Below are 24,044 nucleotides of genomic sequence, written 5' to 3'. Positions count from 1 at the left end.
GTGTTTGAAAAAGATCTCTTTCGTCTCTAAGAAGCCTGCTGATGTTTAAAACAATCCTGCTTAATTGAAGTTATTAGGCAACAGTGGCTAATTATACCATGGCCGACTTAGACGTACAACCATGGCGATAGCCGCTACCAAATTAAGAAATCATGGAGAATAATGAAATCAACAGAACCACTTATTTACAGGAATTAAGTGAGAGTGACTTTGAAATTGCAGATCATCAGCCCGATATTAATGGTTGGGAAATTATTGACTCACTAGGTAATGAAATAGGCGAGGTGAAGGACTTAATATTTGACAGTAGTGCTCGAAAAGTGCGTTATATCGTCGCTGACCTTGATTTTGAAGCAGAAGACGGTAAAAGCTTTTTTAGGAAGATTGTCCTATTGCCAATTGGTGTCGTCGTTCTTGACAATGATGATGAAGAGGTTGTAATTGAGAATTTCGCCCTTAGCCAACTTTTAAGTTTACCGGAGTATGAGTCAGGAAAAATTATTTCTCCGGTTGAAGAGCTGGCAGTGCGCCATGCGTTTCTTGGAAATGCTGCACTACCAAATGCCAGTGCGGTCGTTTACGATAACCATCCTGAGGACTTTTACATCCATGGCCATTTTGAAGATGCACACTTTACCCGTCACCAAAATGATCGTGGAACCACTACGAATTAATCCTACAAAACTCAGCCGAAACAAGTCTATTTGCTGTTAATTCTCATAGATTCTTCTTACATGTCTAAAACAGTATCTTTGGCATTAAGAGCTATTAAAGATTATGACAAGCATTTTTATTGTTGGATTTCCAAAAGATACGACACCAATGACTTTACTGGAATTGTTTTCACAATACGGGACTGTCGAGAATTTAAATATTGTTGAAGACCCTAAAACCGGGCAAAGTAAGGGCTATGCTTTTATACAAATGAAGAGTTTAAAAGCTGCTGAACGTGCCGTAGCAGCATTGAGCGGAAGTGATTTACGGGGTCGGAAATTGACTGTTAAGATAGGAGATAAGGATAAAAATAAGAGTTCAGAAGCGTCAAAGAATTTAATTAGAAAACCACGTTCAAAAAATTTAGACAAATAAAAGTAGTAGGTCTAGTATTCAATTGTCATCGATGAGTAATTCTTATTTTCAGCCACATCTGTCTAACTAAACACAGCGTTTATATAAACAGATTTTTCTATGAGGTTTTTTAAGGTTGATAAGCCCGGAGCCGGAGGCATCGGGCTTTATCTTTAATAACTTAGTTTATCAGGTGCCTAAACTTCGATCTGTTGTCAATGATTACCCAAATATTTATTGCGAGTAAGACCAACGCAATCGGTAGCCCAGATGGTGCATCAAAAATGTTTAGTAATAATATCCCTACCATCACCGGCAAAATAATTATGGACCCCAACGCGCGGTATTTTGGAATCATAATTAATATGCCTCCAAGGATTTCAATGATACCAACTAGTGGCATCAACCATGTGATTTGCATGAAAGCACCCATCACCTTCATCATACTTTCTGGAAGATCAGTTGGGACAGGCATGTAGTTTAAAAATTTATTCAATCCTGCATTGATAAACATTAATCCGAACAGTAAACAAACTATAAACAAAATCTTATTTTTCATATCTTATTTTTTAGTTATAATGCTGCATCTTCCAGCTCCTGAATATTAAACTTGCTCATTTTCATAAATGCTTCAACTACCTTGGGTGCTTTATTTGGATTACTCATGAGCTCTCCAAGGATTGTAGGAACTATCTGCCAGCTTACCCCGAAAGAATCCTGGCACCAGCCACATCTGTCCTCCCGACCGCCTTCAGTAAGATTTAACCACAGGTAATCAATTTCTTCCTGAGTATCGCAATTGACTACAAGACTAATGCCTGGATTGAAACTAAAATCATGGTTGTGCGAACTGTCCATTACCGACATCCGCTGTCCATTAATGCTAAACTGAGCGAACTTGATATTGTCTTCAATGTCATGATCCCCGCTTTCGTACCTCGCTATAATCTCCACTTTAGAATCATCAAAGAGTGACGTATAAAAGTTGAGTGCTCTTTCGGCTTTACCATTTTGTTCGCCTACAAATAACAGACTTGGAAATATATCTTGTTGTGGAGTTCCTCCGGGCAGACCTACACTCAACTGCCAGGAGACTCCATATTTGTCTTGCAGCCATCCATAATAATCACTCCAGGGATATTGATCAAGAGGCATCAATGGCTGTCCATCAAGTATTAGAAGATTCCAGGCTAAATCCAGTTCATCCTTTGACGTGAATGTTATAGAAAAAGATATCGATGGATTGGGTTTATGACTTAAACCGCCATTTAAGCCCATGAATTTCTTGCCCATGATCTCAAAAATAACGACCATTGGATTAGTCGATATGATCCTAGAGTTGGTAAAGGCTGCCGTGTATAACTCGGCAGCCTGATGCGCATTGCCATCGAACCAGATGCAGGGATATATTTGACTTTCCATAATTACACTCCCGCTTGATTGTTAAAATTAATCATCCATGATACTCCAAACTTATCTTTGAAGGAACCGAAATACTCGCCCCAGAACATATCTTCCATAGGCATTTCAACTGCACCGCCTTCTGATAACCCGTTAAATATTTTGGTAGCCTCCTCTCTGGTATCCGGCATTATAGAGATGTAGTTGTTATTGCCAACAGTGAGTGTGTGGCCTTGAGATTCTAAGCAATCTGATGCCATTAGGAATTGTCCATCTCCAATTGGCAGGGAAACGTGCATCATCAGTTCCTTCTCCTGTTCTGGAAGGTTTTCTGCCCCAGGGGTGTTTTCCATTTTCATTTCAAACAGTTCTCCACCAAATACAGATTGATAAAACTGGAATGCTTCTTTTGCGTTTCCATTGAAGTTAAGATACGGGTTGATTTTCATAATGTTAAAATTAATTTAACCAAATCTAGCATGACAGTTTCAAATCACACTTGCCATAAGGCAAGAAATGAAACTAAATTTCATTAACCAACTCCTTCCTTATTCTAGAAAGCGAGGTATCGGTAATTCCCAAATAACTTGCGATATATTTTAGTGGTGCTTGTTGTAAAATTTGTGGATGCTCCCTTCTCAATCTACGATAACGTTCTGCTGCCGAATCTGTAATTATAGAAATTGTCCGATGTTTGAGCTGGAATAAAGTTTCAGACATCCAGGAGCGGCCCCACTCATTAAAACCTTTGATAGAATGGTATAACAATTGAAATTCATGAAATTCAATGATGAAACAGGAGCAGTCCGTAAGCGCCTGGAAGTATTCCACTGTAGGTACCTGATTAAATAACGAAACGACATCAATTGCAATCTCATTTTTACCAATAAATCCTGTAGTGATATCATTACCATCATAGTCATACACATAGGAACGGACTAGTCCCTCTTCAACACAGACGTATGATTTGGCAGTATCTCCCTTTTGTAGCAGGAAGTCGTCTTTACATATATGTATTCTTCGATGCGCCTTACAAATAGTTTCCATATCCGCTGTGGTGATTAGCGAGTGCTGATAAATGGTGTGTAAAGCTGTCATATAATATTATTTGGTCACCCAAATATATTATTTCTTAGACAAAAAAAAGAGCCACGCTGAGGTGGCTCCTATTACATACTTGTTGTAAATCAAATCTTTGCTGCGTCTCTAAGACCTTTGATGACGTCATGGGCTGTTTTAATTGCCTCCGCCTGGCTACTCACCACCGTAAGTGCTTCTCCACTCAAATTACCACTTTCAAGTGCTAACTTGTATGCTGCTTTGATAGCATCTTCTCCGCGTTCTGCCTCATTTAAGATACTTTCACGGTCATCGCCGCCAAATAAAGCCTTAACGTCGATCCATGCTCTGTGAAGCGTTCCTGTAACACTGTTCCCAGTTTCGACTTCTGCACCCGATGCCGCAACAAGTGCAGTCAATTCCTGACCAAACTTATGGCTCTGTCCGCTATATTCCTGAAAGATCAATTTGAGGTCAATATTCTGATCTTTAATATCAGCAGTTGCTTTTTGAAATCCTTCGAAGCGGTCATTGTTGAGTTCGATAAGTTGATTTAAAACTGTTGTAGTTTCCATAGTTAGGGTTTTTTTATCTGAAATAACAGCAATGCTCCCTTGTTTGTTTGACAACTTTATCATTTGGATTTTAAGGTCCTGCCGTCTGCCGAAATGCTAAAAACATTTTTTTTGAATACTCGTTATAGGCTTATGGAAATTTCAACAAGAAGAATGAACCGGATTCCGACAAAGAGACTATACCATTATCAGGAGAGTGATATTAGCACGCTGTTCGAAAAGCTGGAACAGAATATGTCAAACTATAGGCTGTTATACCAGTTGCCCACAGGCGGCGGCAAAACGGTGATCTTCTCAGAAATAGCCGCTCGCTTTATCGCCAAATACAACAAGAAAGTCATTGTTTTAACTCATAGAACGGAATTGTGTAATCAAACTTCCGCTGCGTTAAGAATGACCGGAACTGCAAACAAGATTATAAATAGTGCCATAAAGAAAATTCCAAAAAAAGATAGCTACCAATGTTATGTAGCTATGGTAGAAACGCTTAAAAACCGCATCAGCGAAGGGCTATTCATTACCGATGATATTGGTTTGCTAATAGTAGATGAAGCGCATCATAATTCCTTTCATAAGCTTTTCGGTAAATTTAAGAACGCGGCGGTAATTGGAGTTACCGCAACCCCATTTAGCTCTGATATAAATCTTCCGATGCATAAAAATTATGCTGAACTTGTAGTAGGTGAGCAAATAGGGTCATTAATTGAGCAGGGATTTCTGGCAAAACCGACCAATTGGAGATACGATGTGGAACTGAATACACTCAAAACAGGCATACACGGTGATTATACCGTTAGTACTTCAGACGAGTTGTATTCCTCACCAGCTATGCTTGACTTGCTTGTTCATGCCTATCAGCAACATTCCCGTAATAAAAAGACTTTAATTTTTAACAATGGTATATTTACTTCGAGGCGCGTAGAAGAGACCTTTACAAAATTGGGATATCCGATCAGGCACTTAGATAACAAGACGAGTCCTTCTGAAAGAGCTGAAATTTTGAAGTGGCTAAAGAAAACAAAAGGGGCAATACTCACTTCCGTATCAATTCTTACTACCGGATTCGATGAGCCAAGTATTCAAACGGTAATTTTAAATAGAGCTACTACATCACTTACGCTTTATCACCAGATGATTGGCAGGGGGTCCAGAAGACTACCAAATAAGAAATCATTTTCCATTATTGATTTAGGTAATAATACAGACCGCTTTGGTGAATGGAATGCATCCATTGACTGGCAACAGGTTTTCGAACATCCCGAGGCTTATCACGAGGGTATGAGTATTAAAACGACTTATGAGGCGCATCAGGTGCCGTCCGAAATGCGCAGCAAATTTCCTAACACAGTTGAACTGTCATTCGATATACAAACCGCTCATCAAACCGCTTTGGAAAAAGGGCAAAAAGCAAAAATTGTTATCAGAGATTCTATTCGTCAACATGCTTTAATGTGCGTAGACAACAGCAAGTCGGTTACAGAGGCATTGGCACTTTGTAATGAATTAGAAAAGGAAATTGACTGGCGGATTAAACAATATGGAAAATGTTTAGGTAAGGTAACTAAAAACTACACGGAGTGGCTGAAAGATGATTACCGATCGAAATTAAGAATGTTGGTACAGAAGATCATGGGCCGACGGGAATTGTTGAGGGCGGCAGTCTGAGTTTTTACATTCCAAAGGCAATTAGATTTATCTTTGCCAATGTCAAAACACTAACTTTAAATAAAATATCATCACATATATGAGTACAGAAAAAGCTGTTTTAGCAGGAGGTTGTTTTTGGGGAGTGGAAGAGCTGTTCCGCCATTATCCAGGAGTAAAATCTACTGTAGTAGGGTACACCGGAGGTGAAGTTCCTAATGCAACTTATAGAAATCATGGTAATCATGCAGAGGGTATAGAAATTACATTCGATCCTGAGCAGTTATCTTATCGCAAGTTATTGGAATACTTCTTTCAAATACATGACCCAACCACACGCAATAGACAAGGAAATGATATTGGGGCATCCTATCGTTCCGCGATCTTCTATTCAAACGACGATCAACGTGATACAGCGAAGGCGTTAATTACTGAAATGGAAGCTTCAGGGAAATGGCCGGGTAAGATTGTTACCGAGGTAGTTCCAGAGGCGGAGTTTTGGAGTGCAGAAGCGGAGCATCAAGATTACTTGCAAAAGAATCCGTATGGCTATACCTGTCATTTCGAGAGACCTGACTGGACATTATAAGTACTATTCGCCGAACATCTGAATTATAGTACCGTAGCCCATCCAAATCATCGTTATTACCACAGCAGCCCCGGAAATGGTCAACCATAGGGGCTGTTTGTATTGGCTAACAATTTTATGCTGGTAGGCCGCAAGCAACATCACTCCTAACGCGATAGGTAATATCAAGCCGTTAATCGCACCAACAGCGATCAAAATTTTTATAGGCTTTCCAATAAGCACGAATATCAGGCAGGAGGTTACAATAAAACCAGTGATTATTTCTCTGTTGAATTTCAAGATTGTCGGATGAAAACTCTTTATAAAAGAGATCGAAGTGTAAGCGGATCCTACAACGGATGAAATGCCAGCCGCCCAAATCACCAATCCAAATACTTTATAACCGAAAGCACCGCTAGCCAACTGAAAAACCGAAGCCGCTGGATTTGCAGGATCTAGCTTTGCTCCTGTACTTACCACACCCAAAGCAGCGATGAAAAGCAATAGCCGCATGACTGAAGCTAGTCCAATTGCACTTAGTGCCCCTTTGTTTACCGATGGTAAGTTATGGATCCCGGTCTGCCTTGCGTCAAGCAGTCGGTGAGCTCCAGAAAATGTGATGTAACCACCCACAGTCCCTCCAACAATGGTTAGTACTGCTGTGAAACTAAATTTGGTCGGATTGAACGCCCTGGCAGCCGCCTCGGCCAGTGGGGGGTCACTGATGTAAGCAATAAATAAAGCAAGGAATATTTTTAGTAGCCCCATTGTTTTTGCAAAAGTGTCCATTGCTTTCCCCGCTTCTTTATAATAGAAGATCCCGATCGCTATAATTGCACTGATCATGGCACCGTGGGTAACGCTTATACCGAACAATACATTTAATCCCAGGCCTGCGCCGGCGATGTTACCTATATTGAAGGCTAGACCACCAAGAAATACAAGAAAGGAAAGGAAGTACCCTAGCCCGGGAAACACCTTATTTGCGATTTCCTGCGCAGGTTGATCTGCCACCGCAATGATTCGCCAGATATTCAGTTGAGCAATCGCATCAAGTAGGATAGAAAGCAAGATCACAAATGCGAAGCTTGCACCTAACTGCTCTGTGAAGACTGCCGTTTGTGTTAAAAAGCCAGGTCCTATTGCTGATGAGGCCATCAGGAAAGCTGCGCCCAGCAAAATGCTCCAATTGCTTTTCTTAGTCGTCATCTCTGGCTTTGATGTTGATGCCTTCATTTTTAAGTGCAAACGCCACCGACTGGGCAAATGGGAGTGCGTGTTCAGCATCACCATGTAAACAAATGGTTTCAGCAACAATTGCCACAACATGGTTATTCTGAGAAACCACTTTACCCTCTTTTACCATCATTAAAACCTGTTCCGCGGCTAATCTTTTGTCTGCAATTAGTGCGTTTGGACTTGATCTCGGCGTTAAGCTACCGTCATCCTGATAGGTCCGATCAGCAAATACTTCAGAAATTGCTGTCAATCCAATTTCTTCCGCTGCAGTGATCATTTGACTCCCCGCTAAAGCGTATAGCTTAAGATTTGGATTAAAGTCTTTAATAGATGTTGCAAGAGCCCTTGCTATATTCAGGTCTTTTGCAGCCATATTGTATAAGGCTCCATGCGGTTTTACATGATTAAGTAATCCACCTAACGCTTTCACAAAACCATCCAATGCACCCATTTGATACAAGCAAAGTTGGTAGGCTTCGGCGTCGGTAATTTCTAGTTCACGTCGACCGAAACCTTGGAGATCTGGTAACCCAGGATGAGCACCAATGGCCACACCCTTTTGCAAGGCCAATTTTACAGTGGTGTACATTGTTGCAGGGTCACCAGCATGAAAGCCACAAGCAATATTTGCGGAGGTGATATAGTCCATCAATTTCTCATCATTGGCCATTTGGTATTTCCCAAATCCTTCGCCCATATCGCAATTCAAGTCAATTCGTAGCATGTATATCTTTAATATTTGATGGCTATGGAGGCTGCTATTTTCGTAAAATCCTTTCTTTGGTCAAGATAAAGAATTTCCGCCTCTTCTTTGCTGATAGCAATGAATTCAATCTTATCATCAGGCTTTAATTGACCGCATATAGAAAGGTCAACTGCCGCCACCTGAGCAATTCTTGGGTATCCGCCTATAGTTTGACAATCCGACATCAGTATGATTATACTTCCGTCTCCTGATACTTGAATAGTGCCTGGTGCAACTGCTGTACTAAGCAATTCGGCTATGCCCTTTCTGATGATTTTCTTCCCTTTCAAGTTCAGGCCCATCCGGTTACCGTTTCTGCCGATAGTATACGTTTCAGAGAAAAAACTTAAGATAGAATCGCTGTCAAACCAACTGAATTCTGGTCCGGGAACTATCCGCAGTTGAATGGTGTCATTATAAGGTTTCGGTATTCTATGCGTGATATACCAAGAAGGATAGTTTGGGTTCACTTTAGACAAATCGCTGAAAATCTTTTCAGAGGTCGAAGTCATCGGGTTCCCCGAAGTTAAAACATCACCCTTCAGAAGTGATCTACCCTTGAAGCCCCCAAAGTTACCGGTAATATAGGTGCTTTTGCTCCCCATAATTTCTGGTAGTTCCCAACCACCTGCAATAGCAACATAGGTTCTGGTTCCAGTGGTGTTGTTCTCGAGCTTTACAGTACTGCCTTTTGGTATGAATATTGGCCGGACAGACGGAATCAACATGTTATTAATCGATAATGTTGCGCCATAGCCACAATAAGAAATCATCAAGTCGGTATCAGCCGTAAATGCAGCATTAGCATAAGTAAATTCAAGAGTCGCTTCATTCTCAGTATTCCCAACTGCCAGATTAGAAAGGATACATGATGTTCGATCCATTGCGCCTGACAAAGGAACACCCTGACCCAAATACGCAACTCTGCCTAAATCCTGAACTGTAGTAAAAATTCCCGGTTTAACAATGGTGATCTGCATCCGAGAAGTTTGATAGCGATTTAAATTCTTCAACACTGATCGGGTAGAATTTTAAAAGATCCCCTGCTTTAAATAGGGCTGGTTGAGCTTTCGAGGAATCAAATAACCGCAAAGGTGTTCTACCTATCAATTGCCACCCTCCAGGGGTAGTCATTGGGTAGATTCCGGTTTGTTGTCCTGCGATTCCAACTGAACCTGCGGCAACCTTTGCGCGTGGGCTGTCTTTTCTGGGAGCGGACAATAGGGGATCCATACCTCCCAGATAGGCGAATCCCGGTACAAAACCAACCATATAAACCCTGTAGATTGCCGCAGAATGAAGATTTATAAATAAAGACTCTTCTATACCCTTGTCCTTTGCAAGTTTTGTTAAGTCAGGGCCGTTTACAGAACCGTAGCAAACTGGAACCATTATCAGCTCGTGTTCAATACCTTCGGTTAATCCATCAAGGACCCTTATTGAACCAAGATATTTAGAAACCTTATCAAAGCCACTTTGTCCTTGCATATTAGAATTTAGTACCTGCTCAACATTGTAATGAACAGTTAGAGTGACGTAAGCAATTACTGTGGTTACAAGACCCGGGAACGGGCTCGCATATATTTGCTCTTCGAAGTTTTTTATAGTCCGCAACACCTGCTGATCCATTCTATTGCCAAACTCAACGGTTATGGATTGTTCATTTAGTGCGTAAATACTAAAGGAGGATGAAGAAGTGCTGCTGTTACTCAAGAGGCTAAAGTTTGCTCTAAAATAGATAATATTAGCACATCTTTCTAATAGCTAAGATAGAAGATAAGCGGCGGATCCCTGAGCTCGAAATATTCAGATCAATCGGGAAACCCTTTTGCAACAGCGTTGTTGTATAACTATAAATCTACGACCATGGAAAATCAACAAGACGGTAAATCCGAGAACGAAGAAAGCCACTATACTTCTACACCTGATACCTCCGGGTAGAGTCACAAAAAGCCGTTAATAGACGACGGTTTAGGTGAAACTATAGATCAGGGGGAAGAAGATGATGACGCTCAGGGTCTTGCAGGAAATGCTGCTGGAAATACTGATGCAAAAGACGAATAATTGGTAAATAACTTATACAGTCATGAAATTTAAAGATTCCATAGCAGGTTTACTTGCACAGGACACGAAGCAAAGCGGTAAACTTACGGTAGTTTTACTTGCTGGAATTGCATTAGGTGGGGTGATCAGCACTCTTTTCTCGTCTAAAAAGCTACTGAAAATTCAGAAAGGAAATTCAGGAGGTGCAAGAACCATCAATATTAAAGATAGTTATACAGAAATGTCAAATCGATTGGCGAATTAGCCAACACAGCAGTGCAAAGAATATATTATTTAGTCGTTGGCTGGCTGTTGTTTACTGTTCCTTCGTATGCTCAATTATCAAGTGAAGCTAATCTAACAGATGAGCCTGTAATTGATTCCTCTTTTCTGGAGATCTACAAAGCTAACAGAGAAATGTCCTATACCTCACCGAAAGGAGAGATAGGCTCTCCTGTTAGTTTTGTACTTATAGGAAGATTGACAACTTCGTATTTTTTATTTACCTCCTCAAGACTTTCATTTGCACTCATACCAGATTTTACGGTAAAGGTAATTGATGAGCGTTCTGTAGGAGTGAGGACGCCAAGTCTAAAATTGGGTGGAATGCTTTATTATCAACTAAACAAGGATTTGAATGAATATAAGTATGCATCATTGCGGTTCACACATCATTCAAATGGACAAGACGGAGAGGCACTTAACCCGGATGGCCATGTAAACACCAGAACGGGCAATTTTAGCACCAATTTCCTGACGCTAAGCTATCATTTTGGAAAGCGGAAGTCTGTAGATCTTAAAACCTTTTTATTGAATCATGAAGTCGGATTAGAATGGCACCGTTGGTTTGATTATGAAAATGCCCTAGAGAACGATTATGGATTTACAAGATTGAACTATCGATTTTCTGTGCAACAATCTACCGTTCAACATGAAAACTGGCGGTTCATATCCGAGCTTTCTTATGCAATCAATAAAATGGACGGGTATAAAGCTACAGCCCTTAAAAAACGTATTAATATAGAATCCGCCTTCCATTACAGTTTTCTATTTATGCATAAGGCTTTCCTAATGGCTGCTGTAGGATATTATGGGGAAGACCCTTATAATATTTATTATCAAAATAAGTATACGTATTTGCGCTTAGGTGTTTCCTCCTCGCTTTGATTAGGGTGGGCAAAATTGCAATTATTTCTAAAAAGTGACGTTTCAGTAAGATAAGAATGCTACCTGAATTCGGTATATTTGGATAAGTAAGTCAACCCTTGTATGAGAGCTCAAATAAACGCTATAACTATTGCTGCAAATGATCTAAGCCTGTTAAAAAACTTCTATCTCAAGACTTTCGGCTGGCAGATCAAAAGTGAATCTGAAGATTTTGTGATATTCCGGCTGAAAAATGGGCTGTCATTTACTATCTACCAACAGCAACAACATTCAAAATATCTTGACCGTCATGATCAAGGGATTGATGGCATATCGAAAACCTACTTTACCATTAATACAAATTCGTTAAAAGAGACTGATGAAATATTTGTGGAGCTTGAAATAAAGCAAGTAAACGTAATTAGGAAGCCTTCTCAGGTATTCTGGGGTGGTTATTCCGGTATCATCACCGACCCTGAAAACAATTATTGGGAGATCAGTTACAATCCCATCGACTGATTTCAAGCCTATTTTAAAACTTGCCTGTCGCCACCATGGATCCAAAGCGGTAAAGTCATCGGTTTGGTGGCGTTTTGAGTTACAGAAAGGTCAGAAAAACGTAGTTTGTGACCGTTCAGCGCATACGGTATATTTCTAATAAGCCGGGTATTTGGTAAAGCCAATGTATTTGGCTCTTGTGCCATCCCACCTAGACCTATCAGAAATATACTGCATAACGCTGTAATCTAATGCAGCTTACTTACAGATCGTATTACTTTTTCAAAGTAGCCATATCAATTACATATCTAAAGCGAACTTCTTCATCTTTTACTTTCTGTAATGCATCATTGATATCTTTCATATCGATCATCTCAACATCGGGTAGGATATTGTGCTCGGCACAAAAGTCCAATACTTCCTGTGTTTCTGTCGTGCCACCAATCATTGATCCACCAACCGTAGTACACACCTTAGCCAGTTCCATGTTATTAGTTGCATTGTCGTATGGTCCTAATAAGCCCACAGTAACCATCGCACCGCGACGTCTCATCAAGGGTATATAATCATTCACATCAAATGGGTAGGGAATAGTACAAAGCAAAAAATCAAACTTGGCCGCACTTGCTTCCATGGCATCCTCGTCTTCAGAGAGAAGAACGTCATCAGCGCCCAACGCTAAAGCTGCTTCTTTTTTTGTTTCATCGCGGGTGATAGCAGTAACAGAAGCGCCCATCGCCTTAGCGATCTTAACTCCCATGTGTCCCAATCCACCAATCCCAATCACACCTACTTTGTGTCCTGCTTTAACGCCAAAATGCTTTAGCGGTGAGTAAGTTGTAACACCAGCACAAAGAATTGGTGCCACTGCCTTAACATCCAGGGTCTCAGGTATGCTCATCACAAACTTCTCCTGAACAACAATATTGGTCGCATAACCTCCATAAGAGTTAAAACCTGAACCATCCGGCCGCCAGTAACCGTTGTACGTCATCGTCTGACCAACCGGCCCTTCGCAAAATTGTTCTTCTCCCTCCAAACATGGTTCGCAATGCTTACATGAGTCGATCATGCATCCCACACCGACAATATCTCCAACTTTAAATTTAGACACTGCTGAACCGGTGTTAGTAACTTTTCCAACAATTTCGTGGCCGGGAACACAGGGATAAATTGTGTTCTTCCAATCGTTGTTTACCTGGTGAAGATCAGAGTGACAAACACCGCAATACATTACCTCTATCAGTACTTCATCAACTTTAGGCTGCTCTCTTTCGAACTCCATTGGCTTTAGCGTTTTGCCGCCAATCAGGGATCCGGAAGCACCGTAGCCCATAGTTTTAATTTTTTCCATAATTAGATTTTAAGTAATGTGAATTGCAAACATTTTATAGAAACAAAGGTTTAGATTATTGAAGTTTACTCGCTGGAGATCCTGATCTTTACAAGTAAAACTTGTTCATAATACTTCACAACAAGTAAATAAAAATTAAAATAATATGATAGCAACAAAAGGATTCGCAGCTCAAACGCCGGGTATAGACTTAGCAGCATGGGATTTTGAGCGCCGCGAAGTTGGTCCGAATGATGTACAATTCGACATCCTGTTCTGTGGGGTTTGTCATTCAGACTTACATCAGGTAAATAATGACTGGTTTCCAGGGATCTTCCCTATGGTACCAGGGCATGAGATAGTTGGCCGTGTGGTAAAAGTAGGCAGCGACGTAACGAACTTTAAAGTAGGAGATCTTGCCGGAACAGGTTGCATGGTTGACTCTTGTCAGACTTGTGAGAACTGTAAAAAAGACCTTGAGCAGTATTGTCTGGAAGGAAATACCGGAACTTACAACAGTATGGAACGTGACGGCTCATCGCCAACCTACGGTGGTTATTCAAAAACCATAGTAGTGAGGGAAGAATTTGTATTACACATTTCAGATAAACTGGACTTGGCAGCAGTAGCGCCACTATTGTGCGCTGGTATCACTACCTATTCTCCTTTAAGACATTGGAAAGTAGGAGAAGGCCATAAACTTGCAGTACTTGGATTAGGCGGTCTTGGTCACATGGCAGTGAAATTCGGGGTTGCCTTTGGAGCTGAGGTTACGGTGTTAAGCACCTCACCTGCTAAAGAAGAAGATGCTAAAAAGCTAGGTGCTCATCACTTTGTGGTTACAAAAGATGAAGCACAGGTAAAAGCGGCAATGGGTTCTTTCGATTTTATTCTTGACACAGTATCTGCTGAACATGATTTCAACATGTACTTGTCACTTTTAAAAACAGATGGAGTTCACATTTGCGTAGGCGCTCCATCTAAGCCTGCCGCAATATCGGCATTCAGCTTATTAGGCGGACGAAAAAGCTTAGTTGGCTCTGGTATCGGCGGTATTGCCGAAACTCAGGAAATGCTTGACTTCTGTGCAGAGCATAACATTGTTTCAGAAATTGAAATGATCGATATCAAAGATATCCAGAAAGCTTATGAGCGCATGGAAAAAGGTGATGTACGCTATCGTTTTGTAATTGACATTGCAACACTTTAATCTTTTAAGGAGATAGCCTTAGGCTATCTCCTTTCATCAAACACTTGAAACTCTGCGATAGAAGGAGTACTATTATACGTTTCTATCTGAATTCTCACTTTACTGCCCCATACCCGTTGAAACCTGTGCAGCTTAATCTGCGAAACGTTCTCTCCATTAAAAATTTCTTTCCAGGCTGCACCATCCCAATAATCAAGCTTATAGCTTTTGATATTTGCCTTTTGCTCTGCAACAACGATCGTATTGAATCCCTTTCCATTCTTAAAATCGAGCTCAAACCAGGGTTTTTTAACTGTTGGACTGGAGCGCCAGGATGAATGGTAGTCATCATCAGTTGCAAAGTCCATAATATCCATATCGTTGCTCCAGCTTGAATTCGCAGCTTGCTTCAAAGCAATATTACTGGCAATAATCGGCAGGTCTAGTGGAGCCAGTTTAACAGTCGGACCCTCATTTTTCCATAGTTTACCGATTTTCTTCAATCCTTCTAAGGCATTTTCGTCAATTAACCCATCACGGTTTGGCGCTACATTCAAAATGAAATTACAGCTATTGTTATTTAAAGGAACAATCGTCTCTGTTACTAATTTGTCGATATCTCTAACCGGGACTGTAGGGAAATCGGTTTTCCAAAACCAGGAGGTATTTATTGGAAGGCATGCCAAGGACGGCATTCTTTTGGCGTCGGCAGACATACGTTGTCCGGCACCCATTTCATAGGTTTTGATATCGGTATAGTATAAACCTTCAGCTGGATATTTTGCTCCGTTCAAGTCCATCATCAAGCACTCCGGTTGCAAGGATTTTACCAGGTGATAGATGTCGTCAAAAGGTACGTCATCATAAGATATCCTAGACCATGGCGCATCCCATCCATCGATAATTAGGGCTTCGATTTTACCATATTTGGTCAATAGTTCCGTGATCTGTGTCTTGATCATTTTAATATGATCAGGAGTGATCTGGTTAGGGCGCAGTTTATGATGCGTATCTAAAATGGAGTAGTAGAGCATCACCTTTAGTCCATTAGCACGGAAAGCATCAGCAAACTGTTTTACCACATCCTTTTTGTAGGGACTGTTCATGACATTATAATCGGTGCTTTTGGTATCCCAGATACAAAATCCACTGTGGTGCTTGGTAGTCAAGCATCCATATGTCATGTTTGCCGATTTAGCCGCTTTAGCCCATTGATTTGCATCCATTTTTTTAGGGTTAAACAGTTCTGGTGAAGCCTCCGGATCTGGCCAATCCTGATTGAGGTAAGTAGGCATGTTAAAATGAATAAACATTCCAAAACGATCGTCTACAAACCGTTGTTGCAATGTATTTAGTTTTGCGGCTTCAGGGCCAGGGCTGAGTAGTTGTGCCTGAGCATTCAAAGCGATACTTGCAAAGAGAAAGGCAGTAAGTACTAAGGATTTTATTTTCATTTAAACTGAGTTTATGTTTATCTTACGAAATAAGGTTTAATTACTTGTATGCTGATACATAGGATTGGCCAAACATTAAATGCTATTGGCAACGAACAAACAGTTGGTTATTGTTGTTAAACGACTATTATGAATAAATCGATCTTCCGCACTACGGTACTATGTTCCTTAATCTCAGGTTTTACTATGGCTTACGGTCAGGTAGGGAACTCTCCTATAAAACTCAAGGTACAACTGATCACAGATAATTTGACGAGCCTAACCTCTTTTGCTGAGCCAAAGGACCAATCGGGCAGATTATTTATTTGTGAGCAAGAGGGACGCATCCGCATTATTAAAAAAGGAGCATTGCTACCAACTCCATTCCTTAATATTAAGGAAGATGTATTAAAAAGAGAAGGCTCTGACGAGCGCGGTTTACTGGGACTGGCTTTTCACCCCAATTACGCTAAAAATCACAAGTACTATATATATTATAGCTCCAGAATTGCAAAGACGCCTGGGGTAGACCACCACAGTATCGTGAAAGAATTTACTGCTTCGGCACAAAACCCTGATGTAACCGATATGAAAAGCGGTAAAGTTGTTCTGGAATTTAATGAGCCAGAGTCTAACCACAATGGCGGAGACATCAAGTTCGGTCCGGATGGCTTTTTATATATCGCAGTCGGTGATGGCGGTGGAGGCGATGACCGCCACGGCGAGATCGGAAACGGTCAGAATTTAAATACGCTACTTGGAAAGATCTTAAGAATTGATGTGAATACTGCGCCATATGTTGTACCTAAAGACAATCCGTTCGTGGGCCAGCAAAACACGAAGCCAGAGATCTATGCGTATGGATTACGTAACCCCTGGAGGATCAGTTTCGACAAAGCCAACGGAAGATTGTTTGCAGGAGATGTAGGACAGAATGTCTGGGAAGAGGTTGACATCATCACAAAGGGTGGTAATTACGGCTGGAGAGTAAGAGAAGGACTTCATGAGAACGCAAAATACAATGGCGATCCTGCACCTAAGAGTCCTATTAGCCCGATAACAGATTACGCGCATAAAGAAGGAATTAGTATCACAGGTGGATTTGTCTATCGTGGAAAACAGATTCCTGCTCTCGTGGGTAAGTATGTGTTCGCGGACTGGATGGGTCCACTTTGGACGCTAACAGACACTAAAAAGCCACAATGGAAAAGAGAAAAGTTATCTATTTCTAAAGACGCCGGCTACTGGCAAATCACCAGCTTTGGCGAAGATCAGGCAGGAGAGCTGTATATGGCAACTGCAATGCTAGAATCAGGAAAAGCTGCTTTATATAAGATCGTAGCGGATAAGAAATAGTGGGCAACTAATCCTTCGGTTCCCAAAGCTCAATAATGTTGCCTTCGGGATCCAGAATGTGTAAGAACTTACCGTACTCATACTCGGTGATTTTGTCAACGATGGTCACGTTTTCCTTCTTTAGTTCTTCCAATAGCATAGCCAAATTGACTACACGGTAATTGATCATGAAGGGTTTTTTAGAGGGATGGAAATTTTCAGAGTCTGTAGGGAAAGTGCACCAGGTTGTAGAGCCTGAATTGCCTACTTCATCTGCATCTTTCCATTCAAACGTTGTTCCGTAATCGCTTGTATCTAGTCCAAGATTTTTTGCATACCAGTCATTTGTTGCTTTAGGATCATCAGTTTTGAAAAATATACCTCCTATTCCTGTTACCTTTTTCATATCGCTTGTCAATTATAATTTACTACTTTTTATGCGTCTCAATTCCGCTTCCTCATTCTATACATACTACAAGAGGAGCTGCTTAGATAAACCTTCACAACGCTGTCAAGTTATTAATCCTTTTGAAACTATAGTATGATTTTTCTATTTAAAAAAGCAAAAATTCATAGCTTTGCCACGCTTTAACGTCGTAAGGCACAAACACCATATTAAACATATGAAAAATTCAATTAAAATCCTTTCCTTTCTTTTTGCTGCAGCTACACTTGCATCTTGTGGAAATGAACAAAAAACTACTGCACCAGTTGGAAATTCAGCAACTATATCTTCCGCAGATCCTGCTGTTGTTTCGGAAGCTCCTGTGACAGAAACGGTACTAAATCTTGAGGCTACTGACCAGATGAAATTCAATTTGACAGAGCTTAAGGCAACTGCTGGTCAGCCAATTAAATTAACATTGAAGCATACTGGTAAATTCCCTATTACTGCAATGGGACACAATGTTGTTATTTTGAAACCGGGAACTGATGTTGAGCAATTTTCACTGAAAGCGTTGGAGGCGAAAGACAACCAATATATTCCTAAATCTGAAGCGGCTTCAATCATTGCACACACTAAGCTTTTAGGTGGCGGTGAAGAGGACACGATCACTTTCACTATTCCAGAAAAAGGCACTTACACTTTCATTTGCTCCTTCCCTGGTCATTACACCATGATGAAAGGCACTTTGATTGTTGAATAATATAAATTTATGAATTTAAAGCCTCCTGAAAAGGGGGCTTTTTTTATGTCATAGCTTTATTTATTTCATTAGAAGATCCCATCTATTGCAGTACCCGATATTGTTTATTAACTTCTTAATTATTTCAGCCCTCATGACTAAAGACCTTCTCCTAAAAATTTCATATGGTATTTCCTTGTTTAGCACTATTGCGTGGATTGTTTTAAAGATACTTCATATGGGTTCTTTCATTCCATTTCTATCAGCAATCGCGTTGATCTCCACAATCGTTTACACCATCTTCATTGCTATTGAAATTTTATCTTCACCACGGGTTAGAAGCGTTGAAAAGGTAATGTGGTGTATAGGGCTCTTATTTTGTAATACCATTGCCGGGTTCCTATACTTTGTTTTAAGGAGACAATACCTAACGACAAACTTCAAAATCCTCCATATTTAGGGCGATTGTTTTCTAGTGAAAGTCTTGCTGGGTTATACTGTTTGTTGTACGATCTCCTCAAAGCGTGACAGCTCTGCATTTAACTTGGTTGTTTGCCTACGGAAGCTCCTCGGCCTGATGTACACCCATAATATCAGCAACCAGGCAATTGCTAGAAGGTATAAGACGGTCGCAATCACCATATTCTCTTTAGTAAATTGATAAGGGAACAATAGGGTAGAAGCGCTGATTAAAGTCAGACCTATAATTTCAGTTCGCCGATAATACCGAAGCTGGTTGCGACGCGTCTGTTGTAAAAATGCGAGGAATTCCAGATTGCTTAAATCTTTCAGACCAATAAATCTTTTCATCGAGCGCAAATTAGTAGCCGCCAAGACCATACATGCAGCGATATTAAGAACTATAGCTACCTGTGTGCTGAACCATAAACTTTTAACGGTTATTAATACCACTATTGAAAGTATAACGATTAAGACCGTAACGGTCACCGAACGCATTTTATTTCGCAACTTCTGACTACGGAATTGCTTCATATTCTTCTGCATTTCAGCTACGTCGGGGAGACTAGCCGGTTTCGCAGATTTCCACAGGTTATGTAGGTTATTCAAATCTTCCATGTTCTTTAAATTTATTAGCGAGTTTTTCTTTTATCCGATGAATTCTTACCCTAATATTTACGGCTCCCATACCGGTGATTTCGGCAATTTGTGCCTGGGGCAGGCCTTCCAGTTCCAGCGATATAATAATCCTTTCTATTTCAGGTAAACCAGCAATTGCGGTATATAGAAAGGCAAGCTTTTCTTCAGGAGAATCATCCTCTGTAACCGCGAGGTGTTCTGGCATTTCTACCTTTGTAACTCTTTTATCCTTTTCTAATGCACGTAAACAGTGGTTTGTGGCAATGCGATAGATCCAGGTGCTCAATTTGGATTCATTTCTAAACCCCGAAAGATTTTTCCAGACTGCAATGAAAGTTTCTTGCACGAGATCCTTCGCCTTGTCGTGGTCATTGACATAACCCATACATACGCGAAATATCTGTGGAGAATAGGTTTTATAAATGTGCTCAAAATCGTGCATGTTCACCGTTAATATTCTTTGATTTCTGGTAAGATACGACCTCTTGAAAAATGTTACATCGCGTAGTGGTATGACAAAGCAAGGTATGGCAGATGAAGAACCTATAGCTTCCACTACCTGTTCTTCATAGTGAACACAGCCAGACTTCAGATTGACCACAGATAGAGCTTTACCCCTATAAGGTCTTTGGTTGTTTCCTTTACGGCTTTTAGTCGGTTGCTGCTCGGCTCTGAGCCGAAGAGCAAGCGAGGAGGGACCGAGGAGATACCGAAGAGGGACCGAAGAGGAGCAGAGTTCAATCAGACTTCTTACTGAGGTCTGACTGAATTCACTCAAGGCGTGATACGAGCTTGTGTTTCTTTTATATTTATCACATTTTACTTTAAAGTGGCTTATATTTCGTATATTGTAACAATACATGTGTATAACTTAAAATAAAAATTAAATGGGAATTTTAAAGAATGGCTTGACTGGTCATGTTCAAGGGAAAATTGATGGTCTTGTGTTTTATACCAGGCTTGGTAAGAACGTCAGCAGAAAGCAAGCTACAGTAACGAAACCCGCGAGTCCGTTGCAAGCCGCAAACAGGCTAAAAATGGGGGTTGTATCAAAGTTTTTAACTCCGGTGCTTCAATTTACAAATTTGGGATTTAGGACCTATAAAGTGGAGGCAGGCGGTACCGCTTATAACAGGGCAACATCTGAAGTCAAGCTAAATGGGTTAAAAGGCGTTTATCCTGATACCGCCATTAATTTCGAAACCATAAAGCTAAGTAAAGGCAAGCTCACTGTCGCAGAAGGCGTATCTCTGGAGATTGTACCCAGCGGCATAGCCTTTAAATGGGCGTTAGACCCAGAGCAGCGCTGGCCAGATGCTACTGATCAGGCAATGCTCCTGGTCTACTTTCCTGAGGAAGAAAAAGCGCTTCATGTACTTTATGGGCCTCAAAGGTCATTAGGAGCAGCAATCTTGCCAGTAAGTACGCCAATGTTAACTAAGGAGATGCATTTATTTATTTCTTTTATATCTGCCGACAGAAACGATGTTTCGGAGAGTGTTTACGCTGGTTCCCTAAACTTATCATAATGGGCATTTTAACCAGAGGTATACTTGGGCCCATGCTTAATACCACAGGGGCGGTAATTGGAAAAATCTCAAGGGGGCAAAATATAATTACAGCGTTACGGGAAGATACGCCAAAAGCTGCTTCTGATGAGCAGGCGGAGCAACGATACAAATTTAAGCTGCTGAGAGATTTCTTCTTGACTTTTCCAGAGCTGGTAAAGGCTGGGTTTAAGAAAAAGAAACAACATCAAGGTCCATTTGAGGCTGCTTTCCAGTATAATTACAATCATGCATTCTCTATTGCACAGCGAGGTGAGGGGGCTGCGGTTTTGGATTTAACGGATCGGATTAAGCTTAATTTTCCAGCGCTGAAATACAGTGTTGGACCTGTCTATGGTCCGAATTGCGGCACGGTTGTGCGCAACAATGACAATACCTGCACATTTAGCTGGCTTGCCTATCCGCAGTCAGTAAATGGTCAATTCACTGACAGGGCAGGGTATGTGATTTGGAATGCATTAACAGGTAATGCTTCATACGGGACTGATATCGCCTCCCGTGGTGCTTTAACTTTCAATGTACCATTATCACCTGTTGATGTGAACGCGGAACTGCACTTTTATATGCATTTCAATAGTTTGGATAAAAAAACTGTAGGAGATACTATTTATCTGGGTTCTACATTATAATCATTACCATCTGTTGCTGATTGCCATCATTAAAGTGATTTATTATTACTAGTGATGATAGTCAGCAACATTTTTGTTTTTAACATCCGTTGATAACGAACTTAAACAAGCATTGAAGTATTGCTGTTAGCCGATTAATAATCCTGTAAATTCATTGCACAAGGGAAAAAATCAAGTACAATAAAATAATTAAGCACCTATGAACGTCAACTGCAAATCAGTTCTAAATATTATACTACTACTGTTGGTCAGCTATTTTGGGGGTTATGCTCAAGCAGACATTACTCCTGCGACGGCCTTAAAACGTTATGTGGATAATAGTGACAGAACTTACAAATGGGAAGCCAAAGAAACCTTTGAGGTGGCCGATGTAACTGTTTATAATTTATTATTGACTTCTCAGAAATGGCGGGAATATGTTTGGACGCATCAACTTACTGTGATGGTTCCAAAAGGAGCTAAAAACGATGGTGCTTTACTATTTATCACAGGTGGGAGCGTCGATAAGCAAGGTTTGCCAAACTGGAGTTCCAAAACGAATGGAGAAATACTTGGGATGGGCATGATCGCAAAAAAGAACAATGCGGTGGTAGCGGTGTTGAAGCAAACCCCTAACCAGCCGCTATACAATGGCCTGACTGAAGACGCACTCATCTCTTACACCCTGCATAATTTTGAAAAAGACGGAGATTACAGCTGGCCTTTGTTGTTCCCTATGGTTAAGTCTGCAACAAGTGCCATGACCGCAGTTCAAGAAGTTGTTCAGCAAAAATCAAAATTAAAGATCAGCAGATTTCTGGTATCCGGAGCTTCAAAGCGGGGTTGGACGACCTGGCTTACAGGCGCTGTAGACAAGCGCGTTACGGCTATCGCACCCATGGTGATTGATATGCTAAATATGCCGGTGAGTATGAATTATCAGGTTGAAGTTTGGAAAGATTACAGTGTTCAAATTCAGGATTATGTGAAACTAGGCCTGCTGAAAGATGTCGGTTCGGGGACGAGCAACGCGCTGACTACGATGATTGATCCCTATGCTTATCGTAAAATGCTAACTATGCCTAAAATGATCATCATGGGAACAAATGACGAGTATTGGCCTATTGACAATATTAAAAACTATTATGATAGCATACCCGGTCAAAATTTGATCCACTACGTTCCAAATGTAGGGCACAATCTGGGCGATGGTTCGGAGGCCTTAACGAGCCTTAGTGCGTTTTTCGGTTACACATTGGCCAGGCAGCCATATCCGATATGCAAATGGACTTCTTCTGTAAGTGCCAAGGGGGTCAAAGTAGCGATCAAGGCAACGGCAGACAAGTTAGTGGATGTCATCGTGTGGCACGCTAACTCTACGGATATGGATTTCAGGAATGATCAATGGCAATCGACAACTTTAGGAATTAAGAACAAATCTACTGTGGAGCGGCTTGAACAGTTCCCAAGTTCAGGGTACCACGCTTTCTATGTGAATTTAAAATATAAGGATGCAAAGGGTGGGGAATATACAGAGAGCACCAGGGTGTTCATGACAGACTCGAAGAAGCTGTATTAAGTGTAAAGAGGCTGACAAACCTCGCAAACATATGAGCTGCGTTTGGTTTTACCTATGTTTTTCTTTTTAATGGAATGTCCAAATGGGCACTTCTTTTTTGAATAAACTTCCCAATGCTTTGTTAGCGTCTTTTCTTTCCGCCAGATAAAGAAGTCAAAGCTGTAAGCCCTGGCCTCGTTAACCAGCTTTTTGAGTTTAGCTGAAGGAATGGTAGACGTTTTACTACCTGGATGAATCCTCGCTCTGTAAAGTGCTTCGTTCTTTATGATATTTCCTAAACCTGCGAAGATCTCCTGGTCCAAAAGGATATCAGAGATCAGGCTTTCTGGGTATTCTTTAAGCTTTTTTAAAGCCTTAGGGGTACTCCATGATGGAGACATGAGATCTGCTGACCAGTCGTAAGCCTCGTTGAGGTCTCCCTCAATTAGTTTCACCACACAAGAATAAAAGTTCAATTCAGTATCATCGAATGATAGCCTTAGCTTTAAAGGTGTGGATTTACGATCGTTGATCATATAAGTGCCAAACATCATCAAATGAATTCGTATGGTAACGTCTTCCAGACAAATAAGCAGATGCTTTCCCCAGCTTTTAAATGTAACAACTTTTTTATTTTCTATTTTTTCGAACTCAATTGTTGCATTGCCATCGGTTTCAACTATCGTATGTCCTTTAAGATTAAGGTCTTCCAGTATTTCTTTGAGTATAAGAATAGATGGACCTTCGGGCATTTGATGTTTTTAGTTAGTCAAATAGGAAAACAACCTAATGTTTGATATGTTTGTCTA

At 40.8% G+C, this 24,044-nt stretch carries 29 protein-coding genes; 13 read left to right on the top strand and 16 right to left on the bottom strand.

All coding sequences use genetic code 11. The features are described 5' to 3' along the window. Nucleotides 1-152: 152 nt before the first annotated feature. Both WKF66_RS15710 and WKF66_RS15705 read left to right on the top strand, forming a co-directional pair. Entirely contained in the window at nt 153-674 is a 522-nt protein-coding gene (locus tag WKF66_RS15710) for a PRC-barrel domain-containing protein (RefSeq protein ID WP_489675422.1), read from the top strand. Between the two features lie 103 nt (nt 675-777). Then, nucleotides 778-1,089: an RNA recognition motif domain-containing protein gene (locus tag WKF66_RS15705; protein WP_489675421.1), complete on the top strand. Its 312-nt coding sequence runs from the start codon at nt 778-780 to the stop codon at nt 1,087-1,089. Nucleotides 1,090-1,249: 160 nt separating this feature from the next. Here WKF66_RS15705 and WKF66_RS15700 read toward each other — a convergent pair whose 3' ends face one another. The 5 genes from WKF66_RS15700 to WKF66_RS15680 all read right to left on the bottom strand — a co-directional run bounded on the left by WKF66_RS15700 (nt 1,250) and on the right by WKF66_RS15680 (nt 4,103). Further along, nucleotides 1,250-1,627, bottom strand: a complete 378-nt coding sequence (locus WKF66_RS15700; RefSeq protein ID WP_489675420.1) for a DoxX family membrane protein — start codon at nt 1,625-1,627, stop codon at nt 1,250-1,252. A gap of 14 nt (nt 1,628-1,641) precedes the next feature. Then, the gene (locus WKF66_RS15695; protein WP_489675419.1) at nt 1,642-2,490 is read right to left on the bottom strand and encodes a VOC family protein; all 849 of its coding nucleotides are present in this window, start codon (nt 2,488-2,490) and stop codon (nt 1,642-1,644) included. A 2-nt stretch (nt 2,491-2,492) separates the two neighbouring features. Next, complete coding sequence (locus tag WKF66_RS15690; protein WP_489675418.1) at nt 2,493-2,918, bottom strand: VOC family protein; 426 nt, start codon at nt 2,916-2,918, stop codon at nt 2,493-2,495. Nucleotides 2,919-2,991: 73 nt separating this feature from the next. Further along, complete coding sequence (locus tag WKF66_RS15685; protein WP_489675417.1) at nt 2,992-3,567, bottom strand: Crp/Fnr family transcriptional regulator; 576 nt, start codon at nt 3,565-3,567, stop codon at nt 2,992-2,994. A gap of 89 nt (nt 3,568-3,656) precedes the next feature. Continuing rightward, nucleotides 3,657-4,103, bottom strand: coding sequence for a ferritin-like domain-containing protein (locus WKF66_RS15680; protein WP_489675416.1), 447 nt, complete (start codon nt 4,101-4,103; stop codon nt 3,657-3,659). Between the two features lie 132 nt (nt 4,104-4,235). Here WKF66_RS15680 and WKF66_RS15675 point away from each other — a divergent pair, with 132 nt between their 5' ends. Together WKF66_RS15675 and msrA are read left to right on the top strand one after the other, a co-directional pair. Then, complete coding sequence (locus WKF66_RS15675; protein ID WP_489675415.1) at nt 4,236-5,768, top strand: DEAD/DEAH box helicase; 1,533 nt, start codon at nt 4,236-4,238, stop codon at nt 5,766-5,768. Between the two features lie 79 nt (nt 5,769-5,847). Then, nucleotides 5,848-6,336 (top strand): peptide-methionine (S)-S-oxide reductase MsrA, encoded by a 489-nt coding sequence (gene msrA / locus WKF66_RS15670; protein WP_489675414.1) that lies wholly within the window; start codon nt 5,848-5,850, stop codon nt 6,334-6,336. A 3-nt stretch (nt 6,337-6,339) separates the two neighbouring features. On the opposite strand, the gene WKF66_RS15665 is transcribed toward msrA, so the two are convergent. The 4 genes from WKF66_RS15665 to pxpB are packed head-to-tail and all read right to left on the bottom strand — an operon-like array spanning nt 6,340 to nt 10,012. Then, nucleotides 6,340-7,551 carry an NRAMP family divalent metal transporter gene (locus WKF66_RS15665; protein WP_489675413.1) on the bottom strand — a complete coding sequence of 404 codons (1,212 nt, stop codon included), beginning with the start codon at nt 7,549-7,551 and terminating at the stop codon, nt 6,340-6,342. Continuing rightward, a complete protein-coding gene (locus WKF66_RS15660) occupies nt 7,514-8,278 on the bottom strand; it encodes a LamB/YcsF family protein (protein ID WP_489675412.1) in 765 nt (254 codons plus the stop codon). Before WKF66_RS15660 ends, WKF66_RS15665 begins: the two co-directional genes overlap by 38 nt. Nucleotides 8,279-8,286: 8 nt before the next feature. Then, nucleotides 8,287-9,279, bottom strand: coding sequence for a 5-oxoprolinase subunit C family protein (locus tag WKF66_RS15655; RefSeq protein WP_489675411.1), 993 nt, complete (start codon nt 9,277-9,279; stop codon nt 8,287-8,289). After that, the gene (gene pxpB / locus WKF66_RS15650) at nt 9,260-10,012 is read right to left on the bottom strand and encodes a 5-oxoprolinase subunit PxpB (protein ID WP_489675410.1); all 753 of its coding nucleotides are present in this window, start codon (nt 10,010-10,012) and stop codon (nt 9,260-9,262) included. Before pxpB ends, WKF66_RS15655 begins: the two co-directional genes overlap by 20 nt. A 373-nt stretch (nt 10,013-10,385) precedes the next feature. On the opposite strand from pxpB, the gene WKF66_RS15645 reads away from it, so the two are divergent. From WKF66_RS15645 to WKF66_RS15635, 3 genes are all read left to right on the top strand, one after another. Beyond that, nucleotides 10,386-10,607, top strand: coding sequence for a hypothetical protein (locus WKF66_RS15645; protein ID WP_489675409.1), 222 nt, complete (start codon nt 10,386-10,388; stop codon nt 10,605-10,607). Nucleotides 10,608-10,618: 11 nt separating this feature from the next. Beyond that, the gene (locus tag WKF66_RS15640) at nt 10,619-11,509 is read left to right on the top strand and encodes a hypothetical protein (RefSeq protein ID WP_489675408.1); all 891 of its coding nucleotides are present in this window, start codon (nt 10,619-10,621) and stop codon (nt 11,507-11,509) included. 102 nt (nt 11,510-11,611) lie between these two features. Then, nucleotides 11,612-12,007 carry a VOC family protein gene (locus WKF66_RS15635; RefSeq protein WP_489675407.1) on the top strand — a complete coding sequence of 132 codons (396 nt, stop codon included), beginning with the start codon at nt 11,612-11,614 and terminating at the stop codon, nt 12,005-12,007. Nucleotides 12,008-12,015: 8 nt separating this feature from the next. On the opposite strand, the gene WKF66_RS15630 is transcribed toward WKF66_RS15635, so the two are convergent. Continuing rightward, the gene (locus WKF66_RS15630) at nt 12,016-12,192 is read right to left on the bottom strand and encodes a hypothetical protein (RefSeq protein ID WP_489675406.1); all 177 of its coding nucleotides are present in this window, start codon (nt 12,190-12,192) and stop codon (nt 12,016-12,018) included. Nucleotides 12,193-12,260: 68 nt separating this feature from the next. Further along, nucleotides 12,261-13,340 (bottom strand): NAD(P)-dependent alcohol dehydrogenase, encoded by a 1,080-nt coding sequence (locus WKF66_RS15625; RefSeq protein WP_489675405.1) that lies wholly within the window; start codon nt 13,338-13,340, stop codon nt 12,261-12,263. Nucleotides 13,341-13,485: 145 nt separating this feature from the next. Between WKF66_RS15625 and WKF66_RS15620 the strand changes: the two genes are divergently transcribed. Then, the gene (locus WKF66_RS15620; protein WP_489675404.1) at nt 13,486-14,529 is read left to right on the top strand and encodes an NAD(P)-dependent alcohol dehydrogenase; all 1,044 of its coding nucleotides are present in this window, start codon (nt 13,486-13,488) and stop codon (nt 14,527-14,529) included. A 23-nt stretch (nt 14,530-14,552) separates the two neighbouring features. Here WKF66_RS15620 and WKF66_RS15615 read toward each other — a convergent pair whose 3' ends face one another. Next, nucleotides 14,553-15,962 carry an alpha-L-fucosidase gene (locus WKF66_RS15615; protein ID WP_489675403.1) on the bottom strand — a complete coding sequence of 470 codons (1,410 nt, stop codon included), beginning with the start codon at nt 15,960-15,962 and terminating at the stop codon, nt 14,553-14,555. Nucleotides 15,963-16,091: 129 nt separating this feature from the next. Here WKF66_RS15615 and WKF66_RS15610 point away from each other — a divergent pair, with 129 nt between their 5' ends. Then, complete coding sequence (locus WKF66_RS15610; RefSeq protein ID WP_489675402.1) at nt 16,092-17,297, top strand: PQQ-dependent sugar dehydrogenase; 1,206 nt, start codon at nt 16,092-16,094, stop codon at nt 17,295-17,297. A 7-nt stretch (nt 17,298-17,304) separates the two neighbouring features. Here WKF66_RS15610 and WKF66_RS15605 read toward each other — a convergent pair whose 3' ends face one another. After that, nucleotides 17,305-17,682 carry a VOC family protein gene (locus WKF66_RS15605; RefSeq protein WP_489675401.1) on the bottom strand — a complete coding sequence of 126 codons (378 nt, stop codon included), beginning with the start codon at nt 17,680-17,682 and terminating at the stop codon, nt 17,305-17,307. Between the two features lie 217 nt (nt 17,683-17,899). Here WKF66_RS15605 and azu point away from each other — a divergent pair, with 217 nt between their 5' ends. After that, nucleotides 17,900-18,424, top strand: coding sequence for an azurin (gene azu / locus WKF66_RS15600; protein WP_489675400.1), 525 nt, complete (start codon nt 17,900-17,902; stop codon nt 18,422-18,424). A gap of 471 nt (nt 18,425-18,895) precedes the next feature. Here the strand turns inward: azu and WKF66_RS15595 are convergent, their stop codons facing one another. Together WKF66_RS15595 and WKF66_RS15590 are read right to left on the bottom strand one after the other, a co-directional pair. Next, the gene (locus WKF66_RS15595; RefSeq protein WP_489675399.1) at nt 18,896-19,480 is read right to left on the bottom strand and encodes a hypothetical protein; all 585 of its coding nucleotides are present in this window, start codon (nt 19,478-19,480) and stop codon (nt 18,896-18,898) included. Continuing rightward, the gene (locus WKF66_RS15590; protein ID WP_489675398.1) at nt 19,464-20,279 is read right to left on the bottom strand and encodes an RNA polymerase sigma factor; all 816 of its coding nucleotides are present in this window, start codon (nt 20,277-20,279) and stop codon (nt 19,464-19,466) included. The genes WKF66_RS15595 and WKF66_RS15590 overlap by 17 nt, the downstream gene beginning before the upstream one ends. Nucleotides 20,280-20,388: 109 nt before the next feature. On the opposite strand from WKF66_RS15590, the gene WKF66_RS15585 reads away from it, so the two are divergent. The 3 genes from WKF66_RS15585 to WKF66_RS15575 all read left to right on the top strand — a co-directional run bounded on the left by WKF66_RS15585 (nt 20,389) and on the right by WKF66_RS15575 (nt 23,256). Continuing rightward, nucleotides 20,389-21,030, top strand: coding sequence for a DUF6266 family protein (locus tag WKF66_RS15585; RefSeq protein WP_489675397.1), 642 nt, complete (start codon nt 20,389-20,391; stop codon nt 21,028-21,030). After that, entirely contained in the window at nt 21,030-21,698 is a 669-nt protein-coding gene (locus WKF66_RS15580; protein WP_489675396.1) for a DUF6266 family protein, read from the top strand. Before WKF66_RS15585 ends, WKF66_RS15580 begins: the two co-directional genes overlap by 1 nt. Nucleotides 21,699-21,897: 199 nt before the next feature. Beyond that, nucleotides 21,898-23,256 (top strand): PhoPQ-activated pathogenicity-related family protein, encoded by a 1,359-nt coding sequence (locus WKF66_RS15575; RefSeq protein WP_489675395.1) that lies wholly within the window; start codon nt 21,898-21,900, stop codon nt 23,254-23,256. Here WKF66_RS15575 and WKF66_RS15570 read toward each other — a convergent pair. Beyond that, nucleotides 23,253-23,987, bottom strand: a complete 735-nt coding sequence (locus WKF66_RS15570; RefSeq protein ID WP_489675394.1) for a DNA-formamidopyrimidine glycosylase family protein — start codon at nt 23,985-23,987, stop codon at nt 23,253-23,255. The two genes, WKF66_RS15575 and WKF66_RS15570, sit on opposite strands and share 4 nt — an antisense overlap. Nucleotides 23,988-24,044: the final 57 nt, after the last annotated feature.

This window comes from Pedobacter sp., from assembly GCF_037719805.1.
GTDB lineage: Bacteria > Bacteroidota > Bacteroidia > Sphingobacteriales > Sphingobacteriaceae > Pedobacter.
This window is presented reverse-complemented; position numbering and strand designations above follow the sequence as displayed.

Excerpts from the sequence above, each read along its gene's own strand:
- WKF66_RS15680 (WP_489675416.1), bottom strand. The coding sequence starts at position 4,103 with ATGGAAACTACAACAGTTTTAAATCAACTTATCGAACTCAACAATGAC.
- WKF66_RS15630 (WP_489675406.1), bottom strand. The coding sequence starts at position 12,192 with ATGGCACAAGAGCCAAATACATTGGCTTTACCAAATACCCGGCTTATT.
- WKF66_RS15710 (WP_489675422.1), top strand. The coding sequence starts at position 153 with ATGGAGAATAATGAAATCAACAGAACCACTTATTTACAGGAATTAAGT.
- WKF66_RS15610 (WP_489675402.1), top strand. The coding sequence starts at position 16,092 with ATGAATAAATCGATCTTCCGCACTACGGTACTATGTTCCTTAATCTCA.
- WKF66_RS15575 (WP_489675395.1), top strand. The coding sequence starts at position 21,898 with ATGAACGTCAACTGCAAATCAGTTCTAAATATTATACTACTACTGTTG.
- WKF66_RS15660 (WP_489675412.1), bottom strand. The coding sequence starts at position 8,278 with ATGCTACGAATTGACTTGAATTGCGATATGGGCGAAGGATTTGGGAAA.
- WKF66_RS15580 (WP_489675396.1), top strand. The coding sequence starts at position 21,030 with ATGGGCATTTTAACCAGAGGTATACTTGGGCCCATGCTTAATACCACA.
- WKF66_RS15625 (WP_489675405.1), bottom strand. The coding sequence starts at position 13,340 with ATGGAAAAAATTAAAACTATGGGCTACGGTGCTTCCGGATCCCTGATT.
- WKF66_RS15620 (WP_489675404.1), top strand. The coding sequence starts at position 13,486 with ATGATAGCAACAAAAGGATTCGCAGCTCAAACGCCGGGTATAGACTTA.
- azu (WP_489675400.1), top strand. The coding sequence starts at position 17,900 with ATGAAAAATTCAATTAAAATCCTTTCCTTTCTTTTTGCTGCAGCTACA.
- WKF66_RS15685 (WP_489675417.1), bottom strand. The coding sequence starts at position 3,567 with ATGACAGCTTTACACACCATTTATCAGCACTCGCTAATCACCACAGCG.
- WKF66_RS15655 (WP_489675411.1), bottom strand. The coding sequence starts at position 9,279 with ATGCAGATCACCATTGTTAAACCGGGAATTTTTACTACAGTTCAGGAT.
- WKF66_RS15635 (WP_489675407.1), top strand. The coding sequence starts at position 11,612 with ATGAGAGCTCAAATAAACGCTATAACTATTGCTGCAAATGATCTAAGC.
- WKF66_RS15690 (WP_489675418.1), bottom strand. The coding sequence starts at position 2,918 with ATGAAAATCAACCCGTATCTTAACTTCAATGGAAACGCAAAAGAAGCA.
- WKF66_RS15570 (WP_489675394.1), bottom strand. The coding sequence starts at position 23,987 with ATGCCCGAAGGTCCATCTATTCTTATACTCAAAGAAATACTGGAAGAC.
- WKF66_RS15585 (WP_489675397.1), top strand. The coding sequence starts at position 20,389 with ATGGGAATTTTAAAGAATGGCTTGACTGGTCATGTTCAAGGGAAAATT.
- WKF66_RS15605 (WP_489675401.1), bottom strand. The coding sequence starts at position 17,682 with ATGAAAAAGGTAACAGGAATAGGAGGTATATTTTTCAAAACTGATGAT.
- msrA (WP_489675414.1), top strand. The coding sequence starts at position 5,848 with ATGAGTACAGAAAAAGCTGTTTTAGCAGGAGGTTGTTTTTGGGGAGTG.
- WKF66_RS15645 (WP_489675409.1), top strand. The coding sequence starts at position 10,386 with ATGAAATTTAAAGATTCCATAGCAGGTTTACTTGCACAGGACACGAAG.
- WKF66_RS15695 (WP_489675419.1), bottom strand. The coding sequence starts at position 2,490 with ATGGAAAGTCAAATATATCCCTGCATCTGGTTCGATGGCAATGCGCAT.
- WKF66_RS15705 (WP_489675421.1), top strand. The coding sequence starts at position 778 with ATGACAAGCATTTTTATTGTTGGATTTCCAAAAGATACGACACCAATG.
- WKF66_RS15675 (WP_489675415.1), top strand. The coding sequence starts at position 4,236 with ATGGAAATTTCAACAAGAAGAATGAACCGGATTCCGACAAAGAGACTA.
- WKF66_RS15615 (WP_489675403.1), bottom strand. The coding sequence starts at position 15,962 with ATGAAAATAAAATCCTTAGTACTTACTGCCTTTCTCTTTGCAAGTATC.
- WKF66_RS15665 (WP_489675413.1), bottom strand. The coding sequence starts at position 7,551 with ATGAAGGCATCAACATCAAAGCCAGAGATGACGACTAAGAAAAGCAAT.
- WKF66_RS15595 (WP_489675399.1), bottom strand. The coding sequence starts at position 19,480 with ATGGAAGATTTGAATAACCTACATAACCTGTGGAAATCTGCGAAACCG.
- WKF66_RS15700 (WP_489675420.1), bottom strand. The coding sequence starts at position 1,627 with ATGAAAAATAAGATTTTGTTTATAGTTTGTTTACTGTTCGGATTAATG.